The sequence below is a fragment of the Bacillus sp. USDA818B3_A genome (assembly GCF_009928415.1).
In the GTDB taxonomy this organism is placed as follows: Bacteria; Bacillota; Bacilli; order Bacillales; family Cytobacillaceae; genus Neobacillus.
The window spans coordinates 419,020-442,994 of record NZ_JAABNN010000001.1 but is presented as its reverse complement, the minus strand read 5'-3'; the positions used below and the strand labels follow the sequence as shown (position 1 = coordinate 442,994).

The 23,975-nt window shown below is 37.5% G+C and carries 23 protein-coding genes; 15 read left to right on the top strand and 8 right to left on the bottom strand.

Annotation, left to right across the window (positions count from 1 at the left end):
• Positions 1 to 166: 166 nt before the first annotated feature.
• On the top strand, positions 167 to 1,570 hold the full coding sequence (gene thrC, locus GXK58_RS02085) for a threonine synthase (protein WP_160719393.1): 1,404 nt from the start codon (positions 167 to 169) through the stop codon (positions 1,568 to 1,570).
• Between the two features lie 233 nt (positions 1,571 to 1,803).
• Positions 1,804 to 3,165, top strand: coding sequence for an MATE family efflux transporter (locus tag GXK58_RS02080; RefSeq protein ID WP_160719391.1), 1,362 nt, complete (start codon positions 1,804 to 1,806; stop codon positions 3,163 to 3,165).
• A gap of 76 nt (positions 3,166 to 3,241) precedes the next feature.
• Here GXK58_RS02080 and GXK58_RS02075 read toward each other — a convergent pair whose 3' ends face one another.
• Together GXK58_RS02075 and GXK58_RS02070 are read right to left on the bottom strand one after the other, a co-directional pair.
• Complete coding sequence (locus tag GXK58_RS02075) at positions 3,242 to 3,799, bottom strand: cysteine dioxygenase (RefSeq protein ID WP_160719389.1); 558 nt, start codon at positions 3,797 to 3,799, stop codon at positions 3,242 to 3,244.
• A 12-nt stretch (positions 3,800 to 3,811) separates the two neighbouring features.
• The gene (locus GXK58_RS02070) at positions 3,812 to 4,738 is read right to left on the bottom strand and encodes a DMT family transporter (protein ID WP_160719387.1); all 927 of its coding nucleotides are present in this window, start codon (positions 4,736 to 4,738) and stop codon (positions 3,812 to 3,814) included.
• A gap of 202 nt (positions 4,739 to 4,940) precedes the next feature.
• On the opposite strand from GXK58_RS02070, the gene GXK58_RS02065 reads away from it, so the two are divergent.
• From GXK58_RS02065 to GXK58_RS02055, 3 genes are read left to right on the top strand one after another with little or no spacing between them, the layout of a single operon-like run.
• On the top strand, positions 4,941 to 5,735 hold the full coding sequence (locus GXK58_RS02065) for an SRPBCC domain-containing protein (RefSeq protein ID WP_160719385.1): 795 nt from the start codon (positions 4,941 to 4,943) through the stop codon (positions 5,733 to 5,735).
• 25 nt (positions 5,736 to 5,760) lie between these two features.
• Positions 5,761 to 6,225 (top strand): SRPBCC family protein, encoded by a 465-nt coding sequence (locus GXK58_RS02060; RefSeq protein WP_160719383.1) that lies wholly within the window; start codon positions 5,761 to 5,763, stop codon positions 6,223 to 6,225.
• Positions 6,212 to 6,688: a DUF3237 domain-containing protein gene (locus GXK58_RS02055; protein ID WP_160719381.1), complete on the top strand. Its 477-nt coding sequence runs from the start codon at positions 6,212 to 6,214 to the stop codon at positions 6,686 to 6,688. Before GXK58_RS02060 ends, GXK58_RS02055 begins: the two co-directional genes overlap by 14 nt.
• A 54-nt stretch (positions 6,689 to 6,742) precedes the next feature.
• Here the strand turns inward: GXK58_RS02055 and GXK58_RS02050 are convergent, their stop codons facing one another.
• Both GXK58_RS02050 and GXK58_RS02045 read right to left on the bottom strand, forming a co-directional pair.
• Positions 6,743 to 7,663, bottom strand: a complete 921-nt coding sequence (locus GXK58_RS02050) for a LysR family transcriptional regulator (protein ID WP_160719379.1) — start codon at positions 7,661 to 7,663, stop codon at positions 6,743 to 6,745.
• A 173-nt stretch (positions 7,664 to 7,836) separates the two neighbouring features.
• Entirely contained in the window at positions 7,837 to 8,310 is a 474-nt protein-coding gene (locus tag GXK58_RS02045) for a hypothetical protein (RefSeq protein WP_160719377.1), read from the bottom strand.
• A 240-nt stretch (positions 8,311 to 8,550) separates the two neighbouring features.
• Between GXK58_RS02045 and GXK58_RS02040 the strand changes: the two genes are divergently transcribed.
• Both GXK58_RS02040 and GXK58_RS02035 read left to right on the top strand, forming a co-directional pair.
• Positions 8,551 to 10,350 carry an ABC transporter ATP-binding protein gene (locus GXK58_RS02040; RefSeq protein WP_160719375.1) on the top strand — a complete coding sequence of 600 codons (1,800 nt, stop codon included), beginning with the start codon at positions 8,551 to 8,553 and terminating at the stop codon, positions 10,348 to 10,350.
• Complete coding sequence (locus GXK58_RS02035) at positions 10,350 to 12,479, top strand: ABC transporter ATP-binding protein (RefSeq protein ID WP_160719373.1); 2,130 nt, start codon at positions 10,350 to 10,352, stop codon at positions 12,477 to 12,479. The genes GXK58_RS02040 and GXK58_RS02035 overlap by 1 nt, the downstream gene beginning before the upstream one ends.
• Positions 12,480 to 12,550: 71 nt before the next feature.
• On the opposite strand, the gene GXK58_RS02030 is transcribed toward GXK58_RS02035, so the two are convergent.
• Both GXK58_RS02030 and GXK58_RS02025 read right to left on the bottom strand, forming a co-directional pair.
• Entirely contained in the window at positions 12,551 to 13,420 is an 870-nt protein-coding gene (locus tag GXK58_RS02030) for an AraC family transcriptional regulator (RefSeq protein WP_160719371.1), read from the bottom strand.
• 125 nt (positions 13,421 to 13,545) lie between these two features.
• Complete coding sequence (locus GXK58_RS02025) at positions 13,546 to 13,761, bottom strand: hypothetical protein (RefSeq protein WP_160719369.1); 216 nt, start codon at positions 13,759 to 13,761, stop codon at positions 13,546 to 13,548.
• 278 nt (positions 13,762 to 14,039) lie between these two features.
• Between GXK58_RS02025 and GXK58_RS02020 the strand changes: the two genes are divergently transcribed.
• From GXK58_RS02020 to phoU, 6 genes are all read left to right on the top strand, one after another.
• A complete protein-coding gene (locus tag GXK58_RS02020) occupies positions 14,040 to 14,948 on the top strand; it encodes a phosphate ABC transporter substrate-binding protein (protein WP_160719367.1) in 909 nt (302 codons plus the stop codon).
• 86 nt (positions 14,949 to 15,034) lie between these two features.
• A complete protein-coding gene (gene pstC, locus GXK58_RS02015) occupies positions 15,035 to 15,955 on the top strand; it encodes a phosphate ABC transporter permease subunit PstC (RefSeq protein ID WP_160719365.1) in 921 nt (306 codons plus the stop codon).
• Complete coding sequence (pstA, locus tag GXK58_RS02010) at positions 15,955 to 16,842, top strand: phosphate ABC transporter permease PstA (RefSeq protein WP_160719363.1); 888 nt, start codon at positions 15,955 to 15,957, stop codon at positions 16,840 to 16,842. The genes pstC and pstA overlap by 1 nt, the downstream gene beginning before the upstream one ends.
• A gap of 16 nt (positions 16,843 to 16,858) precedes the next feature.
• Positions 16,859 to 17,680, top strand: a complete 822-nt coding sequence (gene pstB / locus GXK58_RS02005) for a phosphate ABC transporter ATP-binding protein PstB (protein WP_160719361.1) — start codon at positions 16,859 to 16,861, stop codon at positions 17,678 to 17,680.
• Between the two features lie 11 nt (positions 17,681 to 17,691).
• A complete protein-coding gene (pstB, locus tag GXK58_RS02000; protein WP_160719359.1) occupies positions 17,692 to 18,465 on the top strand; it encodes a phosphate ABC transporter ATP-binding protein PstB in 774 nt (257 codons plus the stop codon).
• A 14-nt stretch (positions 18,466 to 18,479) separates the two neighbouring features.
• A complete protein-coding gene (phoU, locus tag GXK58_RS01995) occupies positions 18,480 to 19,139 on the top strand; it encodes a phosphate signaling complex protein PhoU (RefSeq protein WP_160719357.1) in 660 nt (219 codons plus the stop codon).
• Positions 19,140 to 19,223: 84 nt separating this feature from the next.
• Here phoU and GXK58_RS01990 read toward each other — a convergent pair whose 3' ends face one another.
• The gene (locus GXK58_RS01990; protein ID WP_160719355.1) at positions 19,224 to 19,940 is read right to left on the bottom strand and encodes a response regulator transcription factor; all 717 of its coding nucleotides are present in this window, start codon (positions 19,938 to 19,940) and stop codon (positions 19,224 to 19,226) included.
• A 263-nt stretch (positions 19,941 to 20,203) separates the two neighbouring features.
• Here GXK58_RS01990 and GXK58_RS01985 point away from each other — a divergent pair, with 263 nt between their 5' ends.
• Together GXK58_RS01985 and GXK58_RS01980 are read left to right on the top strand one after the other, a co-directional pair.
• A complete protein-coding gene (locus GXK58_RS01985) occupies positions 20,204 to 22,138 on the top strand; it encodes a PhoX family protein (RefSeq protein ID WP_160719354.1) in 1,935 nt (644 codons plus the stop codon).
• Between the two features lie 97 nt (positions 22,139 to 22,235).
• Positions 22,236 to 23,540 (top strand): multicopper oxidase family protein, encoded by a 1,305-nt coding sequence (locus GXK58_RS01980; RefSeq protein ID WP_160719352.1) that lies wholly within the window; start codon positions 22,236 to 22,238, stop codon positions 23,538 to 23,540.
• A 92-nt stretch (positions 23,541 to 23,632) separates the two neighbouring features.
• On the opposite strand, the gene GXK58_RS01975 is transcribed toward GXK58_RS01980, so the two are convergent.
• Entirely contained in the window at positions 23,633 to 23,815 is a 183-nt protein-coding gene (locus GXK58_RS01975) for a hypothetical protein (RefSeq protein ID WP_160719351.1), read from the bottom strand.
• Between the last annotated feature and the right edge of the window lie 160 nt (positions 23,816 to 23,975).

Here is a 23,975-nt window from a genome sequence, read left to right as displayed (position 1 = left end):
GAAAAATGTAAATAGTAAAAATTTTTTATTCCAAAACGAAATTTATAGACTATTCGATAAATTATGTTTAAAATAAATTTTATATATTTACTCGCATTAGTTTTGAACGGTTTAATTCTTTTTACATCTTAAGAAAAAAACTTTTAACATATATTTGGAGGAAACTATGAAATTTGTTAGTACACGTGGAAACGTAAATAAAATTGGTTTTATTGATACAGTTTTAATGGGGTTGGCAAATGATGGGGGACTATTAGTTCCTGAGAAAATCCCGCAAATCCCTGCAGAGAAGTTAGAAGCAATGTCCAAGCTTACCTATCAGGAATTAGCCTATGAAATCTTTTCCTATTATGTGGATGGTGAAATTCCAGCAGATGAGTTAAAAGCATTAATAGAGAAAAGCTATGCAACCTTCCGTCATCCGGAGGTAACTCCTGTTCAAAAGATAAAGGATAACATGTATGTGCTCGAACTGTTTCATGGTCCGACCTTTGCGTTTAAAGATATTGCTTTACAATTCTTAGGGAATTTATATTCGTATGTATCCAATAAGACAGGAGAATCCATTCATATCCTTGGAGCTACTTCGGGTGATACGGGTGCATCAGCCATTGAGGGTGTAAGAGGGAAAGAAGGCATCCGAATTTGTATCTTGCATCCGCATGGCAAGGTTAGTAAAGTCCAAGAACTACAAATGACCACAGTCGATGACGAAAGTGTTCTAAATTTAGCCATTGAAGGAACGTTTGATGATGGGCAAAGAATCATCAAGGAATTATTCGCTGACGTGGACTTTAAAAATAAATATCATCTTCGTGCAATCAATTCGATTAACTTTGTACGAATCTTAGCCCAGACCGTTTACTATTTCTATGCTTATTTCCAAGTGAAAAAAGAAAAAGAAGTAAACCATGTCAATTTTAGTGTACCTACTGGAAACTTTGGAGATATCTTTGCTGGTTACCTGGCAAAAAGAATGGGACTGCCGGTTGGTAAACTGATTGTTGCAACCAATGAAAATAATATATTAGAAGGATTTATCCAAGATGGAGTATATAAGCCAGGCGAGTTCCGCAGCACATACAGCCCTTCAATGGATATCCAAGTAGCTAGTAATTTTGAGCGTTATTTATACTACCTATTGGACGAGAATCCTGCTGAAGTTTCTGACTTAATGGACCAATTCAAGGCAGAGGGAAGAATCGTTGTGGACAAGGAACTGCTAAAGGTTGTTCAAAGCGATTTTGCGGCACATGGGGTAGAAGGGGAAGAATGCTTGCAAACCATCAGCAAGTACTATGGTGAAGCAAGTTATTTGTTGGACCCACATACAGCTTGTGGTGTAGCGGCTTACGAAATCTGTAACGATTTGTCCGAAGTTTGTGTAACACTTGCTACTGCCCATCCGGCTAAATTTAATGAATCGATTGAGCGTTGTAATATCAATCAAACATTCCCTGAGGAGATCAATCAATTGTTTGATAAACCACAGCATCTTGAAGTGGTGGAGGCAGACAAAGAAGAAATCGCTCGTAGATTAGAGAGGCTATTTAGTTATTCTGTTCAATAAAACCTTTTAATTACCTATATGTAAATCCTCTTACGCAGTAAGCGTAAGGGGATTTTATTATGTAATTTAACAACATGCATAATAAATCTTTCTTATCTTTATGCATGTTGCCCATTTATCTAATGGTTAAACTAACTTAAAATTGAACAGATGAAAAGCGCTTTCTTTCAAACTATGAAGCTTATAAACGTTATTTTATCTTTTTTAATTCTAAGATGACCGGTGGGATAATAATGAAACTAGTAAAAGAAATCCTTCGCTTGGCTATTCCATCGATTGCAACCTTCTCATCGATGACAGTTACAGGATTGCTTATCTTGATGATTATTGGTAAGTTGGGGGCTGCAGCCATTGCAGTTGTTGGGATCACCAATGTTCTAATGTACAATTTATGGGCACTGTTTTCCGGTAATCAAGGTGCGATTAATTATTTGGTTGCTCAAAACTATGGATCGAGAAATATGAAGCTAGGAAATCAGCGGATGCAAATTGCTTTGATTTTGGCTGTATTACAGGCGCTTCTCCTATTTTTGGCCAGTTTTATCGTACCGCAGGTTATTCTTGAAGTGATGGGTTCAAATGGATCGATTATTGAGCTTGGCGCTCCGTATGTCCAAGTTCGAATGTATGCGATGATGTTTACCGTTTTTAATATTATCTTTTATGCTTATATGAGGGCAACGGGAGATACTAGAACACCGATGAATATCTCTTTAATTAACAGTGCCCTAGTAGTCTTTCTAACTTACGCACTAGCCTATGGCAAGTTTGGTTTTCCAAACTTGGGCTTACAAGGTGCGGGTTGGAGTATGGTTGCAGCGGAAGGAATTACCTTTCTGCTAAATATTCTTGTTTATTTTCGATTCCTAAATGAAAAATATTTTACCCGTTCTTGGATACCAATTGAGCGGAACCAAGTGAAATTGCTTTTGTTTGAAAGTTCGAAACTAGGAATTACAGAGTTGTCCAATAGTATGGGGATGTTGATATTTACTGCCTGTATCACTCGCCTTGGAACCGTAGCAATTGCGGCTAACGAGATTGCCCTTAACATTCTGTCATTTGGATTCATGCCTGCCAATGGATTTGGTGCAGCGTCTACTGTTGGTATTGGTCAAGAAATTGGAAAAGGGCGGCCCAAGGAGGCGAAACGGTTTGGACTGGTAACTGTGTACCTTGGATTAGGGTTTATGTTATTGGTATCAATCTGTTTGTTTATTTTTGCCTTACCAATTGCTAAATTATATACAGCAGAATCAGCTGTGTATCTAACATCCGTTTCACTCATCCATTTGGCTTCGTTTATTTTATTATTTAGCGGATCTGGAATTATTTTTGCTGGAGGCTTAAGAGGAGCAGGCGACACTACGTTCTTGTCGAGAACTTCGCTTCTATTAAATTGGATATTCTTTATCCCTTGCACGGTTTTGTTAACTCAAGTATATGACTTAGGGCAGACGGGGGCCTGGACAGCTTTTTGCAGCTTAATTATATTGCAATTTATCACAAATGCATGGCGATATAAGACTTATAAATGGACGTCAGCAAAAAGTAAAGCAACGCCTGCTGCACAAAGTACTTCTATTCATGCTTAATTAGATAATAAAAGAGGGTGTACCAAAAAGTGTTATTACTTTTAGGTGCACCCTTTTTTTACGAAAAAATTCTTATCTAATCTTTCTTGAGTTGAATCTCTTTTACCTTTTGATATTGTTCCTCCGGCCACCAGGCACCGCAATCATCACTTACGATGCAAGCAGCACATTTTTCTAGGTCATAAACAACCATTCCGGTAATTGGTGGAGAATAGAGATGAAGAGTGATCATATCTGTTTGATTGGAGGCCTGCATTTTATGAATCGCTTTTTTGGGTGCATAAAAGTATTTACCTTTATGATGATATTCATGAAACAATTCGGCAGGTAAGCCATTGCCGTTTATTTCGTAAACGGAATTGAGGGAAGTACCGGAAAGGACTTGAATCCAACCGTGGGAATGGCCGTGATCATGTGGGGCGCACTCTAATTGAGACCAATTCATCACAAGCATTTCGACTTCATCATTTTTATAGAGGAGCTTTCGATTATATGGCTTGCCGTGGGATGGCGCTGGCAGGTCCTCAAAATCTGTAAGTTTTATATCCATCTTTAATAGTGCATCCTTTAACTGTGCTCTTGAGGGGCTTTTTAAGGAATCTAACACATTCTTTATCCTATTTTTCAAAGTCATAAAGCACTCCTCCTATGGGCGTTTATTCTTGAAGCGGCTGAACAACATAGGCACAAGCTGACCGTTAACAATAATCACTCCAATAATAATTATGATACCTCCAGTGACACTTATGAATAAAACCTTTTCTTGTAAAAGCAATACTGCCGCTATTAAGGTTGAGACAGGCTCCAAGTATAGAAACATTGAAACCTTTGACGCCTCTAATACGGCTAACGCTTTTCCCCAATACCAATAGGCAATTCCAGAGACAAAGATACCAAGGAACAACAAATGTGCCCAATCTGTATGTGTAAGTTGTGTAATAGACTCCCACCCACTGTTACGGATGATAAATGGTGTGGTAAGGGCCATACCTATTAAACTCATATAAAATGTCACCAAAAGTGGGGGATAGGGTATTTTTAAACTTTTTAAAAGTACCGAATAAACAGCCCAATTTAACGTGCTTAAAATCATTAGAAAAAGCCCTATATTTATGGTGATTTGAAGGGATTGTCCACTTCTTGTTGTGGTGACTAATAGTACACCTGTTATTGCCAACACCATACCAATAATTTTAGTCATATTCATCTTTTCGTACAAAAAGAGAATGGATAAGATTACTGTAAAAATGGGTGATAACGATATAAGCCATCCAGCAGAAGAAGCATTTATGGTTAATAATGCTGTCGCCTGAAGGACTTGATGTACAAACACTCCAAGAATACCAAGTATTATAAGGTGGGGAAAGTATTTAATTGAGACTAACATCCGGGATCGCTGTATCAGTAATAAAACAAATAAAAATAAGGCTCCAATGCCAAAGCGAAGAACGATGATTGAAAAGGGATCTAGTTTTACGAGCAATGCCTTTGTCGACACGAATGAAACTCCCCAAAAACTTATAGACAACAACGCATACAGAGAGGCAGATAATTTTGATTGATAACTTGTCATTAATGAACATTCCCCTCAGTAAAAAGATCTTTCCACTATTCTATGCTTGTCCTGAATGAAGATGTTTATTTATCTAAAACTAAGGGGAGGATTTGGAGACTTGACCTTTAAAAGCTTACATGTTACCATAAGGTCACATAATACATGTGACCATTTATTCACATAATATAATGATAAAACATTTTTTGAAAGGATCGTTGGAATGGAAGATGAACTTTCCACTCTATTTAAAGCTTTAGGACATCCGATTCGCAGACGTATTCTTGATATACTGAAGGATTCACCGAAAACGACAGGTGAATTAGATGAGAGTTTTCCGGAAGTCACTAGATTTGCAATTATGAAGCATTTGTCATTGCTTGAAGAAGGGAATTTGGTAGTAGTTAGACGTGAAGGGAAATATCGGCGTAATTTTCTCAATGCCGTTCCACTTCAGAAAATGCATAACCGATGGATTGGAAAATACATGGGAACAGCGGCTAATTCGCTGCTAAATTTGAAATCAGTGGCTGAAAAAATAGGAGGAGAATTTACAATGAAAACAACTGAACAAGAACAAGCAAAAGTATTTAAAATCGAGCAAGAGGTATTAATTAATGCCCCGCGTGAACAAGTATTTCAAGCATTAACTGAACATGCCGGTGATTGGTGGGAGTTCCGTTTAGCTCCAAAAGGGGAGTCCTCACAGTTTACCTTTAGTCCTGTACCAGGTGGACAATTTATCGAAAAATGGGGAGAAAATCAGGGAGCCGTCTGGGGGAATGTTTATTATGTGAACGCACCCGAAGAAATCCGCCTGCATGGTCATTTAGGAATGCAAGGGGCAGTAAATAGCTCCTATACTTATCGTCTCGTGGAAAAAGAAGGGGCGACACTGCTGCAACTTTCCCATCATGCCTCAGGTATCATTCGCGAGAATTGGGAACAAGAGCACTCCGAAGGATGGAAATATCTGCTGGGCACCTTACTGAAAAATTATGTAGAACAAAATCGATGATTTTTATTGGGAAGTGAATGAAGACGTGGTAGACGTGATAACAGAAATAAACATCCTCTCTCCTCTTAAACAAGTGGCGGAGTTTGCAGCTAATCCTGACAATGCTCCTGAATGGTATGTTAATATTAAATCAGTAGAATGGAAAACACCGAAGCCGCTAACGCGTGGTTCACAAATAGCCTTCAAAGCGCAATTTTTAGGGAGAGAACTAGCCTATATTTATGAAGTGGTCGAATTTGTTCTTGACAAAAAAATGGTGATGAGAACAACTGATGGTCCTTTTCCCATGGAAACAACCTATACTTGGGAAGTAATTGAAAAGGATGTTACGAAAATGACGCTCCGAAACAGAGGGAATCCATCGGGTTTTTCAAAATTGCTGACTCCCTTCATGGGCTCTATGATGAAAAAAGCGAACAAAAAGGATTTGCAAAAAATAAAAGAGATCCTTGAAAAAGGGGAGGGAGGAACCACTTTTGGCACCTTTTGAAGAGAAACCTATAGGTTATGAGGAAGTTTTTCGTATCTTCATTGAAGTAGATAAACCGATTGTTGTGGGACAAGATGAAGTCGTTGGCAGGCGGCAGTTAATTCCAATTTTATCTGGCGAGGTAATAGGTGCAGGCTTCAAAGGTAAAGTACTGCCAGGAGGAATTGATAGTCAGATTATTCGTCCGGATGGAAAATGTGAACTCTCCGCAAGATACGCTGTTCAGTTAGAAGACGGTGCTTCAATTTACATTGAAAATAATGGGATTCGTACGGTTCCGGAAGAATATGTGGAGGCAGTAAAGACAGGCCAATTTATTGATCCTGATTTATATTATTTTCGAACGGTCCCCCGTTTTGAGGTATATGATGAAAAATATCAATGGATGATGAATCACCTTTTTATTTGTAAAGCTGCTAGATTGCCTGACAAAGTTTTATTGAAATTTTATAAGGTTTTATAGATAGTATAAAAGGCGGCTTTTGTTCAAGTATTATGAACATAGCCGCCTTTTATATTAAAGATATTTCTCCATTCTTCCAGCCCAATAATCTTCTGCAATATTAACAAGATTTCTTGCCACATTACTTAGGTAGCTTCCTTTTTTATAACTTGCATATACCTCCCATACTGGATCTTGGACAATTGAAAAATAGGAGACTTTCGAACCGCGTTCAGCATAAGTAATCGGAAAAACGGAACAGCAGATTCCCTCCGCAACCATATGGAATAAGTTATGACAGCTTCTTGTTTCTAGAAGTATATGGGGGCTAAAATCCTCTTCAAGAATAAGATCATCATAGATCTCGCGAAGGGTCGAACCCTTTTGCATAATGGCAAACGAATCATTTTCAAAGCGTTTTAGGCTAATTTTAGGCAGTTGATTACCCAGTTCTCCTCCTATGTGTGCAAGTGGATGAGAGGTTGGTATACCTAATACAATCGGTTCGGAACAAATATGGATATATTCATCCTTCGTTTTTTGGGAATCTTGCAAAGTTAAGAAACCTAGATCCAGGTTTCCTTTAGAGATTTCATGCTGTTGTTGTTTAACAGACATTTCAATAGGTTCGATTTTAATATTTGGGTATTTCTTATAAAAAATTGGGTAGATTGCGGCAAACATTTCCGGGCCGCGTTCAGGAGTTAAGCCAATCGTTAATTTTCCTTTTTTTATATCAATAAAATCATTAATTTGGTTATACGTATCTTTTTTTATACGTAAAATTTTTTTTGCGTTCTCAATATAAATTTTTCCTGCTTCAGTTAAATGCCAATTACTGCGTGAACGGACGAATAGCTGCGTGCCCAGCTCCTTCTCCAGTCTTAGCAGCTGCTGGTTTAATGCTGACTGAGTGATAAAAAGTTTTTCCGCTGCTTTAGTAATATTGTTTTCTTCCGAAATTTTAATGATATACTCCAACTGTTTTAAGTCCATATAAGAAAAATTCCTCTCTGGCTCTTAATATTATTAAGAGGAAAATTGCAATTTCGAACATTTTCTTTATTATGCACTCAGGATACAATTTTTTTGAGAAGAGAGCAAGTGCTGCTCCTGAAAAACTTAGGATAAAACCTAAAAAGGACTTTTTTGTAATGGTGGTAGTTCACTTAACCTACCATAAAGTCAGCCGAATTGATCCCTGCCATCAGGGAGTCTCTAGCTGTTTCTAAGAATAGTTTTATGAAGATAAGCTGCCCCTTCTGTGTTTCATTTTTTCCACTTAAAAGAATTGACTGGCTTATATCATTAATCGTTTCAATTGTTTTATTTAATGCAAGTGTAATTCGATTGTCCGATAAGTTAATAAGTATTTCGTTGTCCTGAATTTCAGGAGCGACAGGGATATTTTGAAAAATAGGATCACTAGGAAAAAAGGTATCAAAAGGTAATGATTTAATCGCAAGATAGGCTTCTGTAAGATGATCGATTGCATCTTGGTAGAAATGTTCCTTTATTGGATTTGGAGGGAAAGGATAGGCCGTCAGTTCTCTAAAAAAAATTAACGCACTTTCAGTATATCGTATAGCTTGTACTGAATGAGCTAACGCAAATCTAACATGGGAAAGGATGCCAGAGGACATTTTTCTTCACTCCTAATTTGATGAACTCTTTTCAGTGTATGTATGGAAAACGAGTCGGTAAAGGACAATCTGGCAAATAAGTTTAGTCATGCAGGGCACAACTTTTCATTGTTCAATCCCTTTCATAATGAATGTTGTATTGAGCATGATTATCCATGAAAAATGATGGGGAAATCCATTGTGATTAGTTATGGGATAAGATATTCTTAGCATATTCCTTTATGAAAGGAGTGGGTTGGAGTGAAGCAAGGACCAATTTTCAGGGAACATTTTAAATTACATAAATGGAGTTATTTGTTCGGTTCTATTCTTTTAGCTATTTCTCTCCTATTACAATTGTGGGTTCCGATGTTACTCAAGGAGTTTACAGATGGCCTCCAGGAAGAATCTATACAAGTTACTGCACTTGGGGAATTGGCTTTATGGATTACCCTTGCAGGAATAGGAACCTTCTTATTTCGATCCAGCGGCCGGATCTATATTTTCCGAATGTCAAGAATCCTGGAACGGGACTTACGGACACAACTGTTTTCCCATTGGGAGACACTTCAGACTGAATATTACCAGAATCAAAGAATCGGGAATTTGATGGCCCATGCGGTAAACGATGTGAATATCTTAAGGCAAATTGGCATGCAGGGTTTTTTTCAAATGGTAGAAGCAGCCGTACTAATTTCCATAGCTGTTTTCCTGATGGCAGGTACGATTAATCTCTATTTAACTCTACTCGTCTTATTGCCTTTACCAGGATTAACATTCATTGCCTACCGTTTTCGAACCAAGATTCAATTCCATTCCTTAAAAGTACAGGATGCAATCGGTATTTTGACAAGCCGTGTACAGGAATTTTGTTCGGGAATCAGTGTAATCAAAACCTATGTCCAAGAACAAGAAGAAATAAAGAAGTTTACACAGGAAAATCAAAACAACGTCGAAGTTAATAAACAATTAATTCGTTCAAATTCAATATTTACCTCATTAAGTCAAGGGATTGTAGGGCTAAGTTATTTACTATCAATCGTTATTGGTTCCATTTTAGTTATGAAGGGCACGATTTCACTTGGAGATTTTGTTGCCTTTAATACGTATTTATCCATGTTAATCGGTCCGATTGAGAATATAGGTAAAGTAATCAATCTTCTTCAACAAGGGAAGGCCGCCGACCATCGAATCCGTGAGGTCTTATCAACAGACCCAGAAATTAAAGATGAAGAAGAGACCCTCCCAATAAGCTCTTTTAATGGTGACATACGTATTAAAAACCTTTCTTTTAAGTATCAAAAGAACATGGGGGATGTCTTAAGGAATATTACCGTTACAATCCCTAAAGGAACCAGTCTTGCCATCGTTGGTAAGGTGGGCAGTGGAAAATCTACGCTAGTTAACTTACTTTTACGTGTATATAATCCTCCCAAAAACTCCATCTTTATTGATCATCATGATATAAGAAATATCCCAATCAAGACGCTAAGGTCTTCAATTGCCTATGTCCCGCAAGACAATTTTTTATTTTCTACGACGATAAAGGGTAATATTTCCTTTGATCCTGCCCCTTATCAAGAGGAAGAAATTTACCATGCAGCAAGGCAAGCACAAATTTATGATGATATTTCAGATCTCCCCCAAAAATTTGAAACCGAGCTCGGTGAGAGGGGACTATCATTATCTGGAGGACAAAGACAGCGTGTCAGTATTGCCAGAGCCCTGATTAAATCTTCACCGATTATCATATTAGATGACAGTCTTTCAGCCGTCGATTCAAAGACAGAATCCAATATATTAAAGACACTAAGTACCGAAATGAGAGGCCGGACCGCTATCATTATCAGCCATCGAATTTCTACGATTCAAGAAGCCGATCAAATTATTGTATTGGAAGCTGGCGAAATTGTAGAAAGGGGTACACATCAGACTCTTTTAAAAGAAGAAGGTATTTACAAGAAAATGTATGCGCAGCAGACCACTCAGCATATCCCCATTCATTCCAAGTTTCCTGCTGTCCATGAACGAAAAATTCTCATAAAAAGAAGGAGGAGCTAATGTTTCGAAATAATAAAGAGGGTAATCTGACAAATATGGGGGACCGTCAATTAGCTAAGGGCATGCTATCGTTCGCAAAACCCTATTGGAAACTTCTTTTATTTTCGATTTTATTGACTGGATGTATGGTTATTGCCAGTTTAGCTCAACCTTTCATACTCAAAGTAGCAATTGATTCACATATTAACGGATTGTATGACCCGATGATTTCGATTCAACAGTCAAAAGCGAATGAAGTAAAAAAACAATTGAAAAAAAAGGATATCTCCTTTAAGGAAATAGCTTCTTTAGGTACGACCGTCTATTTTCGATTGGATCCTTCTGAATCAGATTTTCTGCCTGAAATAGGGGCACAAAAAGCGGTCATTGTACCTATTAATAATTCCTACTACTTGATACATGGCTGGAATAAAGGTTCCGCCCAATTAAAAAATTCTCTGTTTAATCAGAAAGAACATGAAATCAAGATAGGTGGTATTGCTTATCCTATAACACTTTTAAACACTGAAGAAGTGGAAAAATTTCGATCAAACGATTATAAAGGACTCATCTTTTTAGGAGTCCTATATTTCTTACTGATGATTGGTTCTGCCGTTTGTACTTATTATCAAAATAACGCCCTGCAAAATACCGGGCAGTATGTGATCTATGATGTTCGTCAGGCGATCTTTAAACATTTTTCCCGATTGCAAATGTCATTTTATCGGCATAATCCCATTGGAAGATTAGTCACAAGGATTACTCACGATGTGGAATCCCTTAATCAGCTCTACTCACAGGTGATTGTTAACTTAATAAAAGAAGTACTGATTCTAGCGGGGATTCTTCTCTTGATGCTTTATATGAGTGTTAAATTAACGCTTATCTGCTTTTTGGTCATTCCTGTGATTGGAATCGTAACCTTTTATTTTAAGAGGGTGTTACGAACCACACAACGGAATCTTCGGACTGTTCTTTCCAGTCTTCTTTCTTTTTTAGCAGAGAATCTTTCTGGCATGCGTGTCATACAACTCTTTGCTCGTGAAGAAAAACAATTGGGGATGTTTAATGAATTAAATGAAAAGCATTATCGGGCAGGTATGCATCAAACCATTATAAATTCCATTTTTAATCCTTCTATTGGTCTGTTCGGTAACATCTCGCTGTCACTATTAGTTTGGTATGGTGGGAGAAATGTATTAGATGGCAGTATAACATTTGGAACAGTATATGCGTTTACCCATTATGTCCGGCAGTTTTTTGAACCGCTAAGAGGACTTGCAGACAGGTTTAATCAAATACAGGCTGCTCTTACATCGGCTGAAAGAATCTTTGAAACACTGGAAACAAAACCAACGATCGTAAATCCAGTTCACCCTAAGAAACTTCCAGAAAAAGTTCAAGGGAATATTGTTTTTCAAAATGTTTGGTTTTCTTACCAAAATGAAGATTGGGTATTAAAGGATATTCAATTTAGTATTAAAAAAGGAGAAACAGTAGGAATTGTAGGAGCAACAGGCGCGGGAAAGAGTTCGATTATTCAACTCATCAATCGATTTTATGATAATCAAAAGGGAGTGATTACACTTGATGGTATTCATATAAAAGATGTTCCTTTAAATGAACTGCGAAGGCATATTGGTATCATTCAACAAGATCCCTTTGTGTTTTCAGGAACAGTTTTGGACAATATTCGTTTAAATCATCAGCATGTTAGTAAGGAAGAAATTAGGAAGGCAGCAAGATCTGTAAACATTGATTCCTTTTTTAGAACGCTTCCTCAAGGATATGAGACCATGTTAGGGGAAGAAGGGACCGTATTGTCTGCAGGACAAAAACAACTGCTTGCATTTTTAAGAGCGATGATTGCTGATAATAATGTTTTTATTCTAGATGAAGCGACGGCTAATATTGATACGGAAACAGAACAGGCCGTGCAGGATACTTTAAGGGAAATATCCAAGAATCGAACAACTATTATTATCGCTCATCGTCTCTCCACGATTCAGCATGCGGATAACATTATTGTTTTGGATAAAGGGAGAATTATAGAGATGGGGAATCATGAACAGTTACTGAGGAATCAATCCGCTTACTACCGATTATGTCTTAATCAGAATAAAGATGACCGGGTAAGGCAGAGGGTTTAAGTGACTTTTTAGAAGGTAAACCTGGATCTCTGGTATTTTAAAAGTATACAAAAAGGATGGTTATCATTCGATTAACCATCCTTCGGCAGTGTAGAATTTGGGATTAACTTTTGTTCGTCACTGAACTGAGTAGGGGACACGCCGACAATTTTTTTGAAAATCCGGCTAAAATAGAGTTCATCCTCATATCCAATACTTTGGCTTACTTCTTTTATCCGTATATCTGAATGGGCAAGGAGTTCTTTTGCCCGATCGATCCTATAATGGGTTATATATTCGATGGGACTATAGCCAACATTTTTTTTAAAGAGTCTCGAGTAGTGACTCTTACTTAATCCTGCCAGCTTCGCCAAGTCTTCTAAGGTTATAATCTGATTATAATGTTTACTGATATAATCAATCGTTTCCTCAATGATTTGACTTGTGTCTCCAGATATCGTTTGTGAGTGAAAGTCATCAACAAAGGTTAGCAAAAGTTCTTGGAATCGGATTTTTTGTTTAAAGGCAATTGTTGCTCCTCTTCGTTTTGATAAAGAGCTAATTTCCTCTAAAAGAAGAACCACTCCTGAGCTGTTTTTAATCGTATAAACCCCATGTAGTGGAAAAGGGATTTCTTGTGGAAATGAAAAATTCCATTGTTCTTTCCTCTCGAATGCCCCGGCAAATGTAAAGCGAATAAAATAAAACTCAAGCGGGTCTGCTGGAGAAGTTTTCTTATCGCAAATCATCCCAGGGGTAAAAACAACCAGTTTTCCTGGTGCCAGTATACTTTTCTTACCATTTATCACGACCTCCCCCGTACCTTTGGTAATAAACCAAAGAGAATGATAGAGGGGTTTCTTTCCTTGCTTACTCCAATTTGGCGGACAAGTTTTATAACCGGCTAATAATAACGAAAATGTCAACTCATCAAGTCTTGAAGCGAGACAGCCAAGTTCCATAGATATAGCATCTCATCCCTTACCATAGATTGCTAATCTATATGCAAAAATTACAAAAATATACTTTGGCTTTAGAGCGATGAGATGTCCAGCTTTTAAAAAAGATGGAAAGTTCCTCCTGATTATTATTTTTTTATTGGAGGATTGTTGATATCCACATGAAAAGGTAGAAGATTATTTGTTTCATCTTCCCCGTAAAATTGTTCTTGGATTTGCTGATTCGCACTTTCAGACTGGGAGCGTACTTCCGATGTAGCTCTAGTATCAAAGTCCTTAAATTTCTCTCCAAGGGAATGATTGGCTTCCTCGGCTGCTTTCTTACTTTGTTCATTACTTCTCAAAGGGATCCCTCGCTTTTTAATTTCATTATCTATCCTTTATTACTATTTTATTTTTGTAGAAAATACATACATTTCAATTTTCTATCCTCATCGAATATAGAAATTTATATAAAGACGTTAATAAATAATTTTAAGATAGGCATGATAAAAAAAGAAAAAATTTTTTCTTTCCTTAAATAAAACTAAATACTATAAACCTTACACCGAATTCTACAAGCTAACTTTTCAAAGTTCTTGATGAAAATGTAAGTAGGAAAAACACCTGGAGGAGTTGGAAAATGGAAAGTTTAAAAAAATTCAGCCTATTGTTGTCAATTGTAACATTAATGATGTTTGTTGCTGCTTGTGGCGGCGGGGATAAAAATGAAACAAATGATACTGCCGATCAAGGTGGGAAAGAAGTGTCCGGATCCATTGTTGTTTCCGGCTCAACTGCTATGCAGCCTCTTGTAGCTGCGGCGGCGGAGGAATTTATGGCTAACAATCCAAATGTGGATATCCAAGTCAATGCCGGAGGTTCCGGTACTGGGTTATCACAAGTTGCTGAAGGATCTGTCCAAATCGGAAACTCGGATGTCTTTGCAGAAGAAAAAGAAGGTATTCCGGCTGAGCAATTAGTCGACCATAAAGTAGCGGTAGTAGGAATCACTGCGGCAGTGAACCCAAATGTCGGCATTAAAGATATTTCAAAGGATAATTTGATTAAAGTCTTTACTGGTAAGATTACAAACTGGAAAGAAATTGGTGGTAAAGATCAGAAAATTACCTTAGTGAATCGTCCTGATGCTTCAGGGACTCGTGCAGTATTTAATAAATTCGGTCTTGATGGAGCAACCCCAGCGGAAGGAATTACAGAAGATTCTTCTAATACAGTTAAGAAAATCATTAATGAAACCGAAGGTGCAGTGGGTTATTTAGCCTTCTCTTATTTTACGGATGATAAAGTTACCCCGCTATCTATCGATGGGGTGGAGCCAACAGCGGAAAATGTCCAATCCGGAAAATTCCCAATTTGGGCCTACCAGCATTCCTATACAAAGGGAGAACCAAGTGGAGCGACAAAAGAATTTTTAGATTATTTAATGTCAGACGATGTTCAAAACAACTTATTATCAGCTCAAGGGTATTTACCTGTCACAGAAATGAAAGTAGAACGTGATGCAAAAGGGAATCAAACAAATAAATAATGAGCTGTGTAGGTTTGGAAAGAAGAGGGTAAATGTGTGGTGTACACATTTACCCTTATGACTTAATAAGGGGTGATTGGTTACATATGGAAAAACTAGCTCCTGCAAGAGAGCGATTATTAAAGTCAAGTAAAGATCGGATGGGTGGAGAGTTCAGGGGGAGAGTCCTTGTTATCTTATGTGCTGCTATCATGATTTCAGCTACGATTGCCATCACAATCTTTTTATGTACAAAAGGACTTCAATCCTTTATTAAAAACAATGTTAACCTTGTTGAGTTCATTACAAGTAAAAATTGGAATCCTACTAATCACGCTAATCCTCAATATGGAACATTACCGTTCATATTCGGATCATTTGCGGTTACCTTTCTCTCTGCCTTGATAGCAGCACCGTTAGGAATAGGAGGAGCTATTTTTATGACCGAAATTGCACCATCCTGGGGACGGAAAATTTTACAGCCAGTCATTGAGCTATTAGTGGGAATCCCCTCGGTTGTTTATGGTTTCATTGGACTTTCCATTCTTGTTCCCTTTATCAGAGAGAATGTCGGAGGTCTTGGGTTTAGTTTGCTATCAGGTATGATTGTACTGTCTATTATGATATTGCCAACAGTAACAACGATTGCAACGGATGCGATGAGTTCTATACCGAAAACTCTTAGGGAAGGGTCTTATGCTCTTGGTGCAACCAGATGGCAAACCATCCGTAAAGTATTGATTCCAGCAGCATTGCCGACCCTTCTCACAGCGATTGTTCTGGGAATGGCGAGAGCATTTGGAGAGGCTTTAGCTGTTCAGATGGTAATTGGTAATGTTAGGGACCTCCCATCAAGCTTACTAGATGCTTCGGCAACTTTGACAACTATCATTACATTAAACATGGGTCATACTACATATGGAAGTGTAGAAAATAATACGTTGTGGTCAATGGGATTAATTTTATTAATCATGTCCTTCGCGTTTATCCTGCTCATACGTTACCTATCTTCAAGGAGGAAGGTGTAATGAATACTAAAACGGCTGACCGTATTGCGTCTGGGATCTTCTATTTAATAGCACTTATTATCATTTTGGTATTAGTTGGTTTATTTTACTATATTTTAGTTAATGGGTTAAAAAACATATCGCTTGGTTTCATAACAAAACCGTCAAGCAATGTGATGGCAGGCGGGGGAATTAGGGATCAATTATTTAATTCCTTCTATGTGCTGTTTATTACGATGTTGATTGCCGTGCCGCTCGGTTTAGGGGGCGGAATATATATGGCCGAGTACGCTAAACCGGGTAAAGTAACCAATACTATTCGTTCATGTGTAGAAGTTTTAGCATCGCTTCCTTCGATTGTCATTGGAATGTTTGGTTTATTAATGTTTGTTAATTTAACAGGATGGGGCTATTCCATTTTGGGGGGAGCATTAGCATTAACTGTATTTAATTTGCCTGTCATTGTCCGTGTTAGTGAAGATGCCATCCGTTCGGTTCCTAGAGAGTTAAAAGAGGCAAGTCTGGCCTTAGGGATCACCCATTGGCACACGATTAAAACGGTTATATTACCAAGTGCATTTCCGACTATTTTAACTGGTATTATCCTTGCGGCAGGCCGTGTTTTTGGTGAAGCAGCTGCCTTACTATTTACAGCGGGTTTGTCTACGCCGCGCCTAAATTATGCAAACTGGAATCCATTTTCACAAACTTCACCATTAAATATTTTTCGTCCTGCGGAGACTCTGGCTGTCCATATTTGGTCTGTGAATACACAAGGCTTAATTCCGGATGTCGAAGAAGTTTCAAGTGGTTCAGCCGCCGTTTTAGTTATATCTGTATTAATTTTTAACTTATTGGCGAGATGGATAGGAAGTATAATCCATAGGAAAATCACAGCAACTAAATAAAAGCAGGTGAATTAACATGGTAACAGTAACGAATCCAAGACCGGTTGAATCGAAAAAGGTTCAAACAGATAAGACGCAAGAGAGAAACCATATACTAAATGTAAATAACCTAGAAATCTTTTATGGTGAAAAACGGGCTGTAAATGGAATTTCAATGGACATTGAAACAAATTCAGTTACAGCGTTAATCGGTCCATCAGGTTGTGGGAAGTCAACATTTTTACGGAGTATTAATCGGATGAATGATCTTATTCCCGGAGCTAGAGCAGAAGGGGAGATTATTTATGAAGATTTAAATATTTTATCTGACCAAATCAATGTCGTCTCTTTAAGAAAAGAGATTGGCATGGTGTTTCAGAAACCTAATCCTTTTCCAAAATCCATTTATGAAAATATAACCCATGCATTAAAGTTTGCCGGAATTCGAAAGAAAAGCGAACTGGATAAAATTGTTGAGGAAAGCTTGCAAAAAGCTGCATTATGGGAAGAAGTAAAGGATCGATTAAACAAATCAGCATTATCCCTTTCAGGCGGGCAGCAGCAACGTTTATGCATTGCTAGGACAATTGCGATGAAACCCACCGTTATGCTTTTGGATGAGCCCTCTTCGGCACTAGATCCTATCTCTAATGCAAAGGTCGAGGACTTAATCGTTGAATTAAAAAAGGATTATTCTATTATTATCGTGACCCATAATATGCAGCAGGCATCACGTATTTCCGATAAAACGGCCTTCTTTTTAAGCGGGGATTTGATTGAATATGACCAGACGGAAAAAATATTTACCAATCCTTCAGTGAAAAAGACGGAAGAATATATTTCAGGCAGGTTCGGCTAAGGGGGTGCAATATGTCTAACATAGCTTTACATAGACAGGTCTTTCAAATAAATGATTTAAATTTATGGTACGGAGAACATCATGCATTAAAGGGTATTAACTTTCCAATCAACAAAAAAGAAGTGACCGCAATCATCGGGCCTTCTGGTTGTGGGAAGTCGACCTTCATTAAGACGTTGAATTTGATGATTAATTATGTTCCAAATGTGCGGATGACGGGTGAAATCAATTATAACGGTCAAAATATTTTAAATGACAAAATGGATTTGGTGGAATTGCGAAAAAATGTTGGGATGGTTTTTCAGAAAGGAAATCCGTTTCCCCAATCTATCTTTGACAATGTAGCTTATGGCCCCAGAATCCATGGAATGAAAAAAAGAACGCATCTTGAGGAAATAGTAACTAAATCCTTAATGGACGTAGCCCTTTGGGATGAAGTAAAGGACCGTCTAGATGCGCCTGCCCTGGGCCTTTCCGGAGGACAGCAGCAAAGATTGTGCATTGCGAGGGCACTTGCGACCAAACCGGACGTCTTACTGATGGACGAGCCGACATCCGCGCTTGACCCGATTTCAACTTTAAAAATTGAACATTTAATTCTAGAGTTGAAAGAAAAATATACGATTGTCATTGTTACACATAATATGCAGCAAGCCTCAAGGGTATCAGACAAAACCGCATTCTTTTTAATGGGGGAATTAATTGAAAGGGATGATACTTCAAAGATATTCTCCAACCCGCGGGATGAACGAACGGAAGGATACATTACAGGAAGATTTGGATAACAGGGGGGATGAAAATGAATACAAGACTGAATTTTGATACTAACTTAAAACAACTCAAAGATATGCTTGTTGACATGGCTCGAAAATCAGAAAGTGCTATTAAAGAAAGTATTAACACACTGATTAATCAAGATATTGAAAAAGCCAATCAGATAATAAAAAATGATTCCATTATTGATGATCTTGAACACGAAATAAACAACAAAGCCATAATTTTAATTGCGAAGGAGTCGCCGGTGGCAGGTGACTTAAGAAAAATCATAGTGGCTTTAAAAATATCTTCTGAGGTAGAACGTATCGCTGATAACGCTGTTAACATAGCAAAAGCAACCTTACACATTGGCCAAGAAAAACATATCAAAAAAATTGTCGACATCCCAAAGATGATGGACCTTGCTCTGGACATGTTAGATGATTCATTAAATGCATTTTTAACTGAGGATGTAGAACTTGCAAGAAAATGTGCAGAAAAAGATGATAATGTAGATCAGATGTATGGAACATTAATTAAAGAATTAATGGGGTATATAGAAAAATACCCCTCCCAAATGAATCAAATTACGCAATTAGCTTTTGTGTGCAGGTATATCGAAAGGTTAGCAGACCATTCGACCAATATCGCAGAACATGTTATCTACCTTGTTACAGGACAACGTTATGATCTAAATGCGTAATTTATTAACCATCGCAAGGAATTTACTTACTTGGTAACATGGGATTTTAGGGCTGCCATTTAAAAAAAATAAGGATGGCGGCCTTTATAATGCTCTCGGATCCTCTAATTTATAGCCAATCCCACGAAAGGTCTTAATATAAACGGGTTTTTTCGTCTCCTCATTCATTTTTTCTCTTAAATGGGATATATGCACATCCAAAATTCTACTATCCCTTGGAAATTCATTTTTCCAAACAGCGTTGAGCAATTTTTCACGACTTTGAACGCGGCCTCGGTTTTTCGCTAAATAAACGAGCAATTCAAATTCCTTTAAAGTTAATTCGAGTGGATTTTTTCTAAAGTAGGCTTCAAATTTCATAGGGAAGATGGTTAGTTCTCCAATTACAATTTTTGGTTCGTCAAATTTAATACCATTCGCAATTTCAATAGGAAGTTGAGCCCTTCTAAGTATCGCTTTTATTCTTGCAATTACTTCTCTTGGACTAAATGGTTTAATCATATAATCATCAGCACCTAATTCAAGCCCTAGTATCTTATCAAATTCCAACGCTTTCGCAGTGAGCATGATAATCGGAGTCATAATCTTTTTTTGCCTAAGCTGCTTACATACTTCCATCCCATCTAATTTTGGGAGCATTAAATCTAATAGAATAAAATCTGGTGACTCCGCTTCAGCTAGACTTTTTCCCTTTTCACCATCCATGGCCGTAATTACTTCAAAACCTGCCTGTTCTAGATTATGTTGAAGCAAAGTAATTATTGATGGTTCATCATCGATCACTAGTATTTTATGACTCATAACTATCCCCCATTACATAAGTACCAATATCCAATGTATAAAATATTTAAATCTAATAAGTTAATTTAAATAACTAGACCGATCAGGAGAGGTCTAGTTAAATGATAATTTTAGTTTTACTATTTTACAATTTATTCTAAGGAAACTTTACAAGGATTTAACCTAAGTTTACATACGCTTAACAAAATAAAAACTCTAGATTAATAATTATTTTATTTAATAGATATGTGATCAAAAAGTATCTAGATACTAGGGGGAGAACAATGGGAAAGAAACGTTTTAGTAAAAAAGCTACTACAATTGCATTAGGGTTAGGATTAATGATTCCAGCATTAACACCTGCAGCAGCTGCAGGTAATGGTCATGTTACCATTGATTCTGTAAAGTTTAACGGGATGGCAGCACCAACAAAGATTGAGGACATGGTTAAGACTTATACAAATGCTTCTATGGACGTTAAATATAGTAATGGTGAAGTAAAGAATTTCCCACTTACTTATAAGAGACTCTTTAAATCTGAAGATAAAGTTGCCTCAAATAAAGGGGAATTAATTCCTGCAGGAACACCGATTGATGTAAAGGGTGACCCAATCATGGATACAAGTGTAGAGGGCAAACCAACCTACTATGTATCAGATGCTCCTGATTCCAATAGTTTATTGAACCCAATCAAGGGACAACTATACATGGTTACTCATTACGAATATCAAACCATCGATGCGGCCGGTAAGTCAGCATATGGAATTGTACCTGCTTCCATGTCATTATCAAAATTAGACCAAGATGAAAAGACTGGAGAATTAACACCTAAAGAGGTTAAGAAAATCGATTTTTCTAGAGTGAATGGACTTTGGATTCCATGTAACGGTTCCCTTTCACCATGGAATACCCACTTAGGTTCTGAGGAGTATGAGCCAGATGCACGCAGTTTTGAATTACCAACTTCCTCTACAAGAACTCAAGTAGAAAGCTTTGCGAAACTTTATTTTGGAGACAAGTCAAAGGCAAATCCATATTTCTATGGCTTCGTTCCAGAAATTAAGGTGAACAAAAATGGAGAAGCTTCTGTTTCTAAGCACTATAGTATTGGCCGTTTCTCACATGAATTAATGAAGATGATGCCGGATAATCGCACTGCGTTCTTTGGTGACGATGGTTCTTATACAACTATGTTCATGTATGTTGCTGATGAAGCGAAAGACCTTTCAGCGGGTACACTTTATGCGGCCAAATTCCATCAAACTGGTACTGAAAATGGCGGTTCTGGTAATCTTGAATGGATCAAACTAGGTCATGCGACAGATAAAGAGGTCAAAAACATCATTGACAGTGGTGTTACGTTCAGTGAAATTTTTGAAACCTCTGATGTTCCGAAAGAAGGCTTCAAAGCAATTAAGCAATATTCATACGGAAAAACAGAATACTTAAAACTTAAGCCTGGTATGGAAAAGGCAGCAGCATTCCTAGAATCCCGACGTTATGCAGCATTACTTGGAGCTACATCAGAATTTAACAAAATGGAAGGTGTAACTTTAAACGAAAAAGATAATAAAGTATATATTGCGATTTCCGATCAAAGTAATGGCATGGTCGAAAGTTCGGCCGATCCAGTGGATGATATGAAACTTCCAAAAATTAAATCAGGTGTTACATACCAATTAGATTTAACTGATGGTCAAAAAGATTCCTCAGATCAAAAGATTAATAGTGAATATGTTGCGGCCAGTATGTCTGGATTAATTGCTGGTGAAGATATGCCATCTGCGGATGCTTATGGAAATACAGCGAATGTGAATAAAGTTGCTAATACAGATAATCTGAGCTATTCGGAAGCTCTAAGAACTTTATTCATCGGTGAGGATAGCGGAATGCATACCAACAACTTTGTCTGGGCCTATAATGTAGACACGAAGGAACTGACAAGAATTTTATCTGCTCCAGCTGGAGCGGAATCAACAGGTTTATTTGTAGCAGATAATCGTAATGGATTCTCTTACATTATGAGCAATTTCCAACATCCAGGTGATGAATTAGATGGCAAGAGCATTACAGCTGTTGATAAAGATGAATTAAAACAAGCGATGGAAAAAGAGATAGGAATCGATCGTACAGGTGGGGTAGGCTATATTTCAGGACTTCCTTCACTTGAAGACTTGCAAAATACTAACCGAGATGTAAAAAGCAATTTAAATAAATAAACATTTTACAGGTAAACTCCGGTAATCAATGGTTACCGGAGTTTATGATTGAATGGCATGGACTTTCCAACATATACTATCATCAAGGAGTGTTTACATGAAGAAACGATCTATGATTATGTTTTTTTCTTTATTTTGCTGTCTTGCTGCAATAGCCTTTTTTATCCTAGGGGGGAAATTAAAGGCCGCTTCCGTCCCATCAACTAAAGGGGAAACAAAGGTGTTTCATTTATATGCAGCAGATATGGAACAGGAAGTGTCCCAAGGTACCACACTTTATTCCTGGGGATTTGGTTTATGGGATCCCCAAAAAAATGCCCTGGCATCTCCTCCTAGTGTCCCAGGTCCTGAAATCCGGGTCAAAGAGGGGGATCACGTAAAGGTCGTGTTCCATAATCAACAAAAAGAAATGCATACCATTCATTTCCATGGGATTGACAACAGTTTTGCAGGAGATGGGACACCTGATATAAGCCAACATCCAACCATGAAGGGAGAAACATTTACATACGAATTTGATGCAAAACATGCTGGTACCTATTATTATCACTGTCATGTGGAACCGGACAGGCATCCGGAAATGGGCTTATATGGGGCTTTTATTGTGGAGCCAAAACAACCAAAATATAAAACAGATGGGGAGTTTACACTGCTCCTAGCAGAAAGAGACCCGCTATTAAGCTTGTCTGAAGGAACCGAAGCTAATCAATATGTTGGTACAGCTGCTGGGGACTATGATACTACCGAACGGAAAGCTAAATATTACACGATAAATGGTAAAATGGATCCGGAAATACCACCTCTCCATGTGAAAGAAGGTGGTACCTATCTGATCAGGCTAATCAATGCAGGTTCAGAAGTCCATACCTTCCATACCCATGGTCATCATTTTCAAGTGGTTGCTTCAGATGGAAGGGATATCTCCAATCCAATGACTAAAGATTCGATTACCATCGGGCCTGGTGAAAAATACGATTTATTATTAAAAGCTGATAATCCTGGTATATGGCCAATCCATTGCCATATGGGTCCGCATGATACACATGGAATGCATATGATGATGGTCTACGATGAATACCATGACAAAATGAATCATAGAAATATGAATCCAGTAAGCGATGTAAGACACCATTTTGCATTGTTGAAAGAATATCAATTTGAAAAGAAATATGATGCGATGAAACCAGAAATTAAGGATATTGTCCAAGGAATACAAGATTTTTATAGTATTTCATCCGATGCTCACTTTGAAGAGTGGACAGCCCTTGACAACGCCGCTTCTGTTGTTAGCAAGCAATTAAATAATTCGCCAAATCGTGAAGCTTTAGAGAAATCAATCAATGATCTTGAACAAAAGATCGATATCATGGATCAAGCGTTACAATCCGGGGATCCAAGCTAATTAAATAAAAGTCATGTAAAAAAACTCGATTGAAAAAATCGGGTTCTTTTTTTTGTAAAAAAATAACCTTAATGGAAAGGTCATAGGGAAAGTTAGTGTATTTGTTTAATGCCCGATAATCGGATGGAATGCATTACTTGTTTTTCATCTTTTAAAGAAAGTAATTGCTCCTTAAGATTTAGACAATATACACTTCCTTTTAGTGTCTTTAAAACTCCATTTTTATAATAGTCAATGGTAACCAATCCACCTTGCGCCAACTTTTGTAAGAACATTTTAGCAACCTCCTAATTAATAATGATTTCATTCATCATTATACGGACCTTATTTTAAGAGGAGATGAAGCAAGTGTTAAAAAATTATTAATCATGTTGAGGGAAATGTAAATAATGTAAAAGATAGAATTAATTGAAAACTATAGTCTAATAGTAGTAG

Coding starts and splice junctions, on each gene's coding strand:
- thrC (WP_160719393.1), top strand. CDS start 167: ATGAAATTTGTTAGTACACGTGGAAACGTAAATAAAATTGGTTTTATT.
- GXK58_RS02080 (WP_160719391.1), top strand. CDS start 1,804: ATGAAACTAGTAAAAGAAATCCTTCGCTTGGCTATTCCATCGATTGCA.
- GXK58_RS02075 (WP_160719389.1), bottom strand. CDS start 3,799: ATGACTTTGAAAAATAGGATAAAGAATGTGTTAGATTCCTTAAAAAGC.
- GXK58_RS02070 (WP_160719387.1), bottom strand. CDS start 4,738: ATGACAAGTTATCAATCAAAATTATCTGCCTCTCTGTATGCGTTGTTG.
- GXK58_RS02065 (WP_160719385.1), top strand. CDS start 4,941: ATGGAAGATGAACTTTCCACTCTATTTAAAGCTTTAGGACATCCGATT.
- GXK58_RS02050 (WP_160719379.1), bottom strand. CDS start 7,663: ATGGACTTAAAACAGTTGGAGTATATCATTAAAATTTCGGAAGAAAAC.
- GXK58_RS02045 (WP_160719377.1), bottom strand. CDS start 8,310: ATGTCCTCTGGCATCCTTTCCCATGTTAGATTTGCGTTAGCTCATTCA.
- GXK58_RS02035 (WP_160719373.1), top strand. CDS start 10,350: ATGTTTCGAAATAATAAAGAGGGTAATCTGACAAATATGGGGGACCGT.
- GXK58_RS02030 (WP_160719371.1), bottom strand. CDS start 13,420: ATGGAACTTGGCTGTCTCGCTTCAAGACTTGATGAGTTGACATTTTCG.
- GXK58_RS02020 (WP_160719367.1), top strand. CDS start 14,040: ATGGAAAGTTTAAAAAAATTCAGCCTATTGTTGTCAATTGTAACATTA.
- pstC (WP_160719365.1), top strand. CDS start 15,035: ATGGAAAAACTAGCTCCTGCAAGAGAGCGATTATTAAAGTCAAGTAAA.
- pstA (WP_160719363.1), top strand. CDS start 15,955: ATGAATACTAAAACGGCTGACCGTATTGCGTCTGGGATCTTCTATTTA.
- pstB (WP_160719361.1), top strand. CDS start 16,859: ATGGTAACAGTAACGAATCCAAGACCGGTTGAATCGAAAAAGGTTCAA.
- pstB (WP_160719359.1), top strand. CDS start 17,692: ATGTCTAACATAGCTTTACATAGACAGGTCTTTCAAATAAATGATTTA.
- phoU (WP_160719357.1), top strand. CDS start 18,480: ATGAATACAAGACTGAATTTTGATACTAACTTAAAACAACTCAAAGAT.
- GXK58_RS01990 (WP_160719355.1), bottom strand. CDS start 19,940: ATGAGTCATAAAATACTAGTGATCGATGATGAACCATCAATAATTACT.
- GXK58_RS01985 (WP_160719354.1), top strand. CDS start 20,204: ATGGGAAAGAAACGTTTTAGTAAAAAAGCTACTACAATTGCATTAGGG.
- GXK58_RS01980 (WP_160719352.1), top strand. CDS start 22,236: ATGAAGAAACGATCTATGATTATGTTTTTTTCTTTATTTTGCTGTCTT.
- GXK58_RS01975 (WP_160719351.1), bottom strand. CDS start 23,815: ATGTTCTTACAAAAGTTGGCGCAAGGTGGATTGGTTACCATTGACTAT.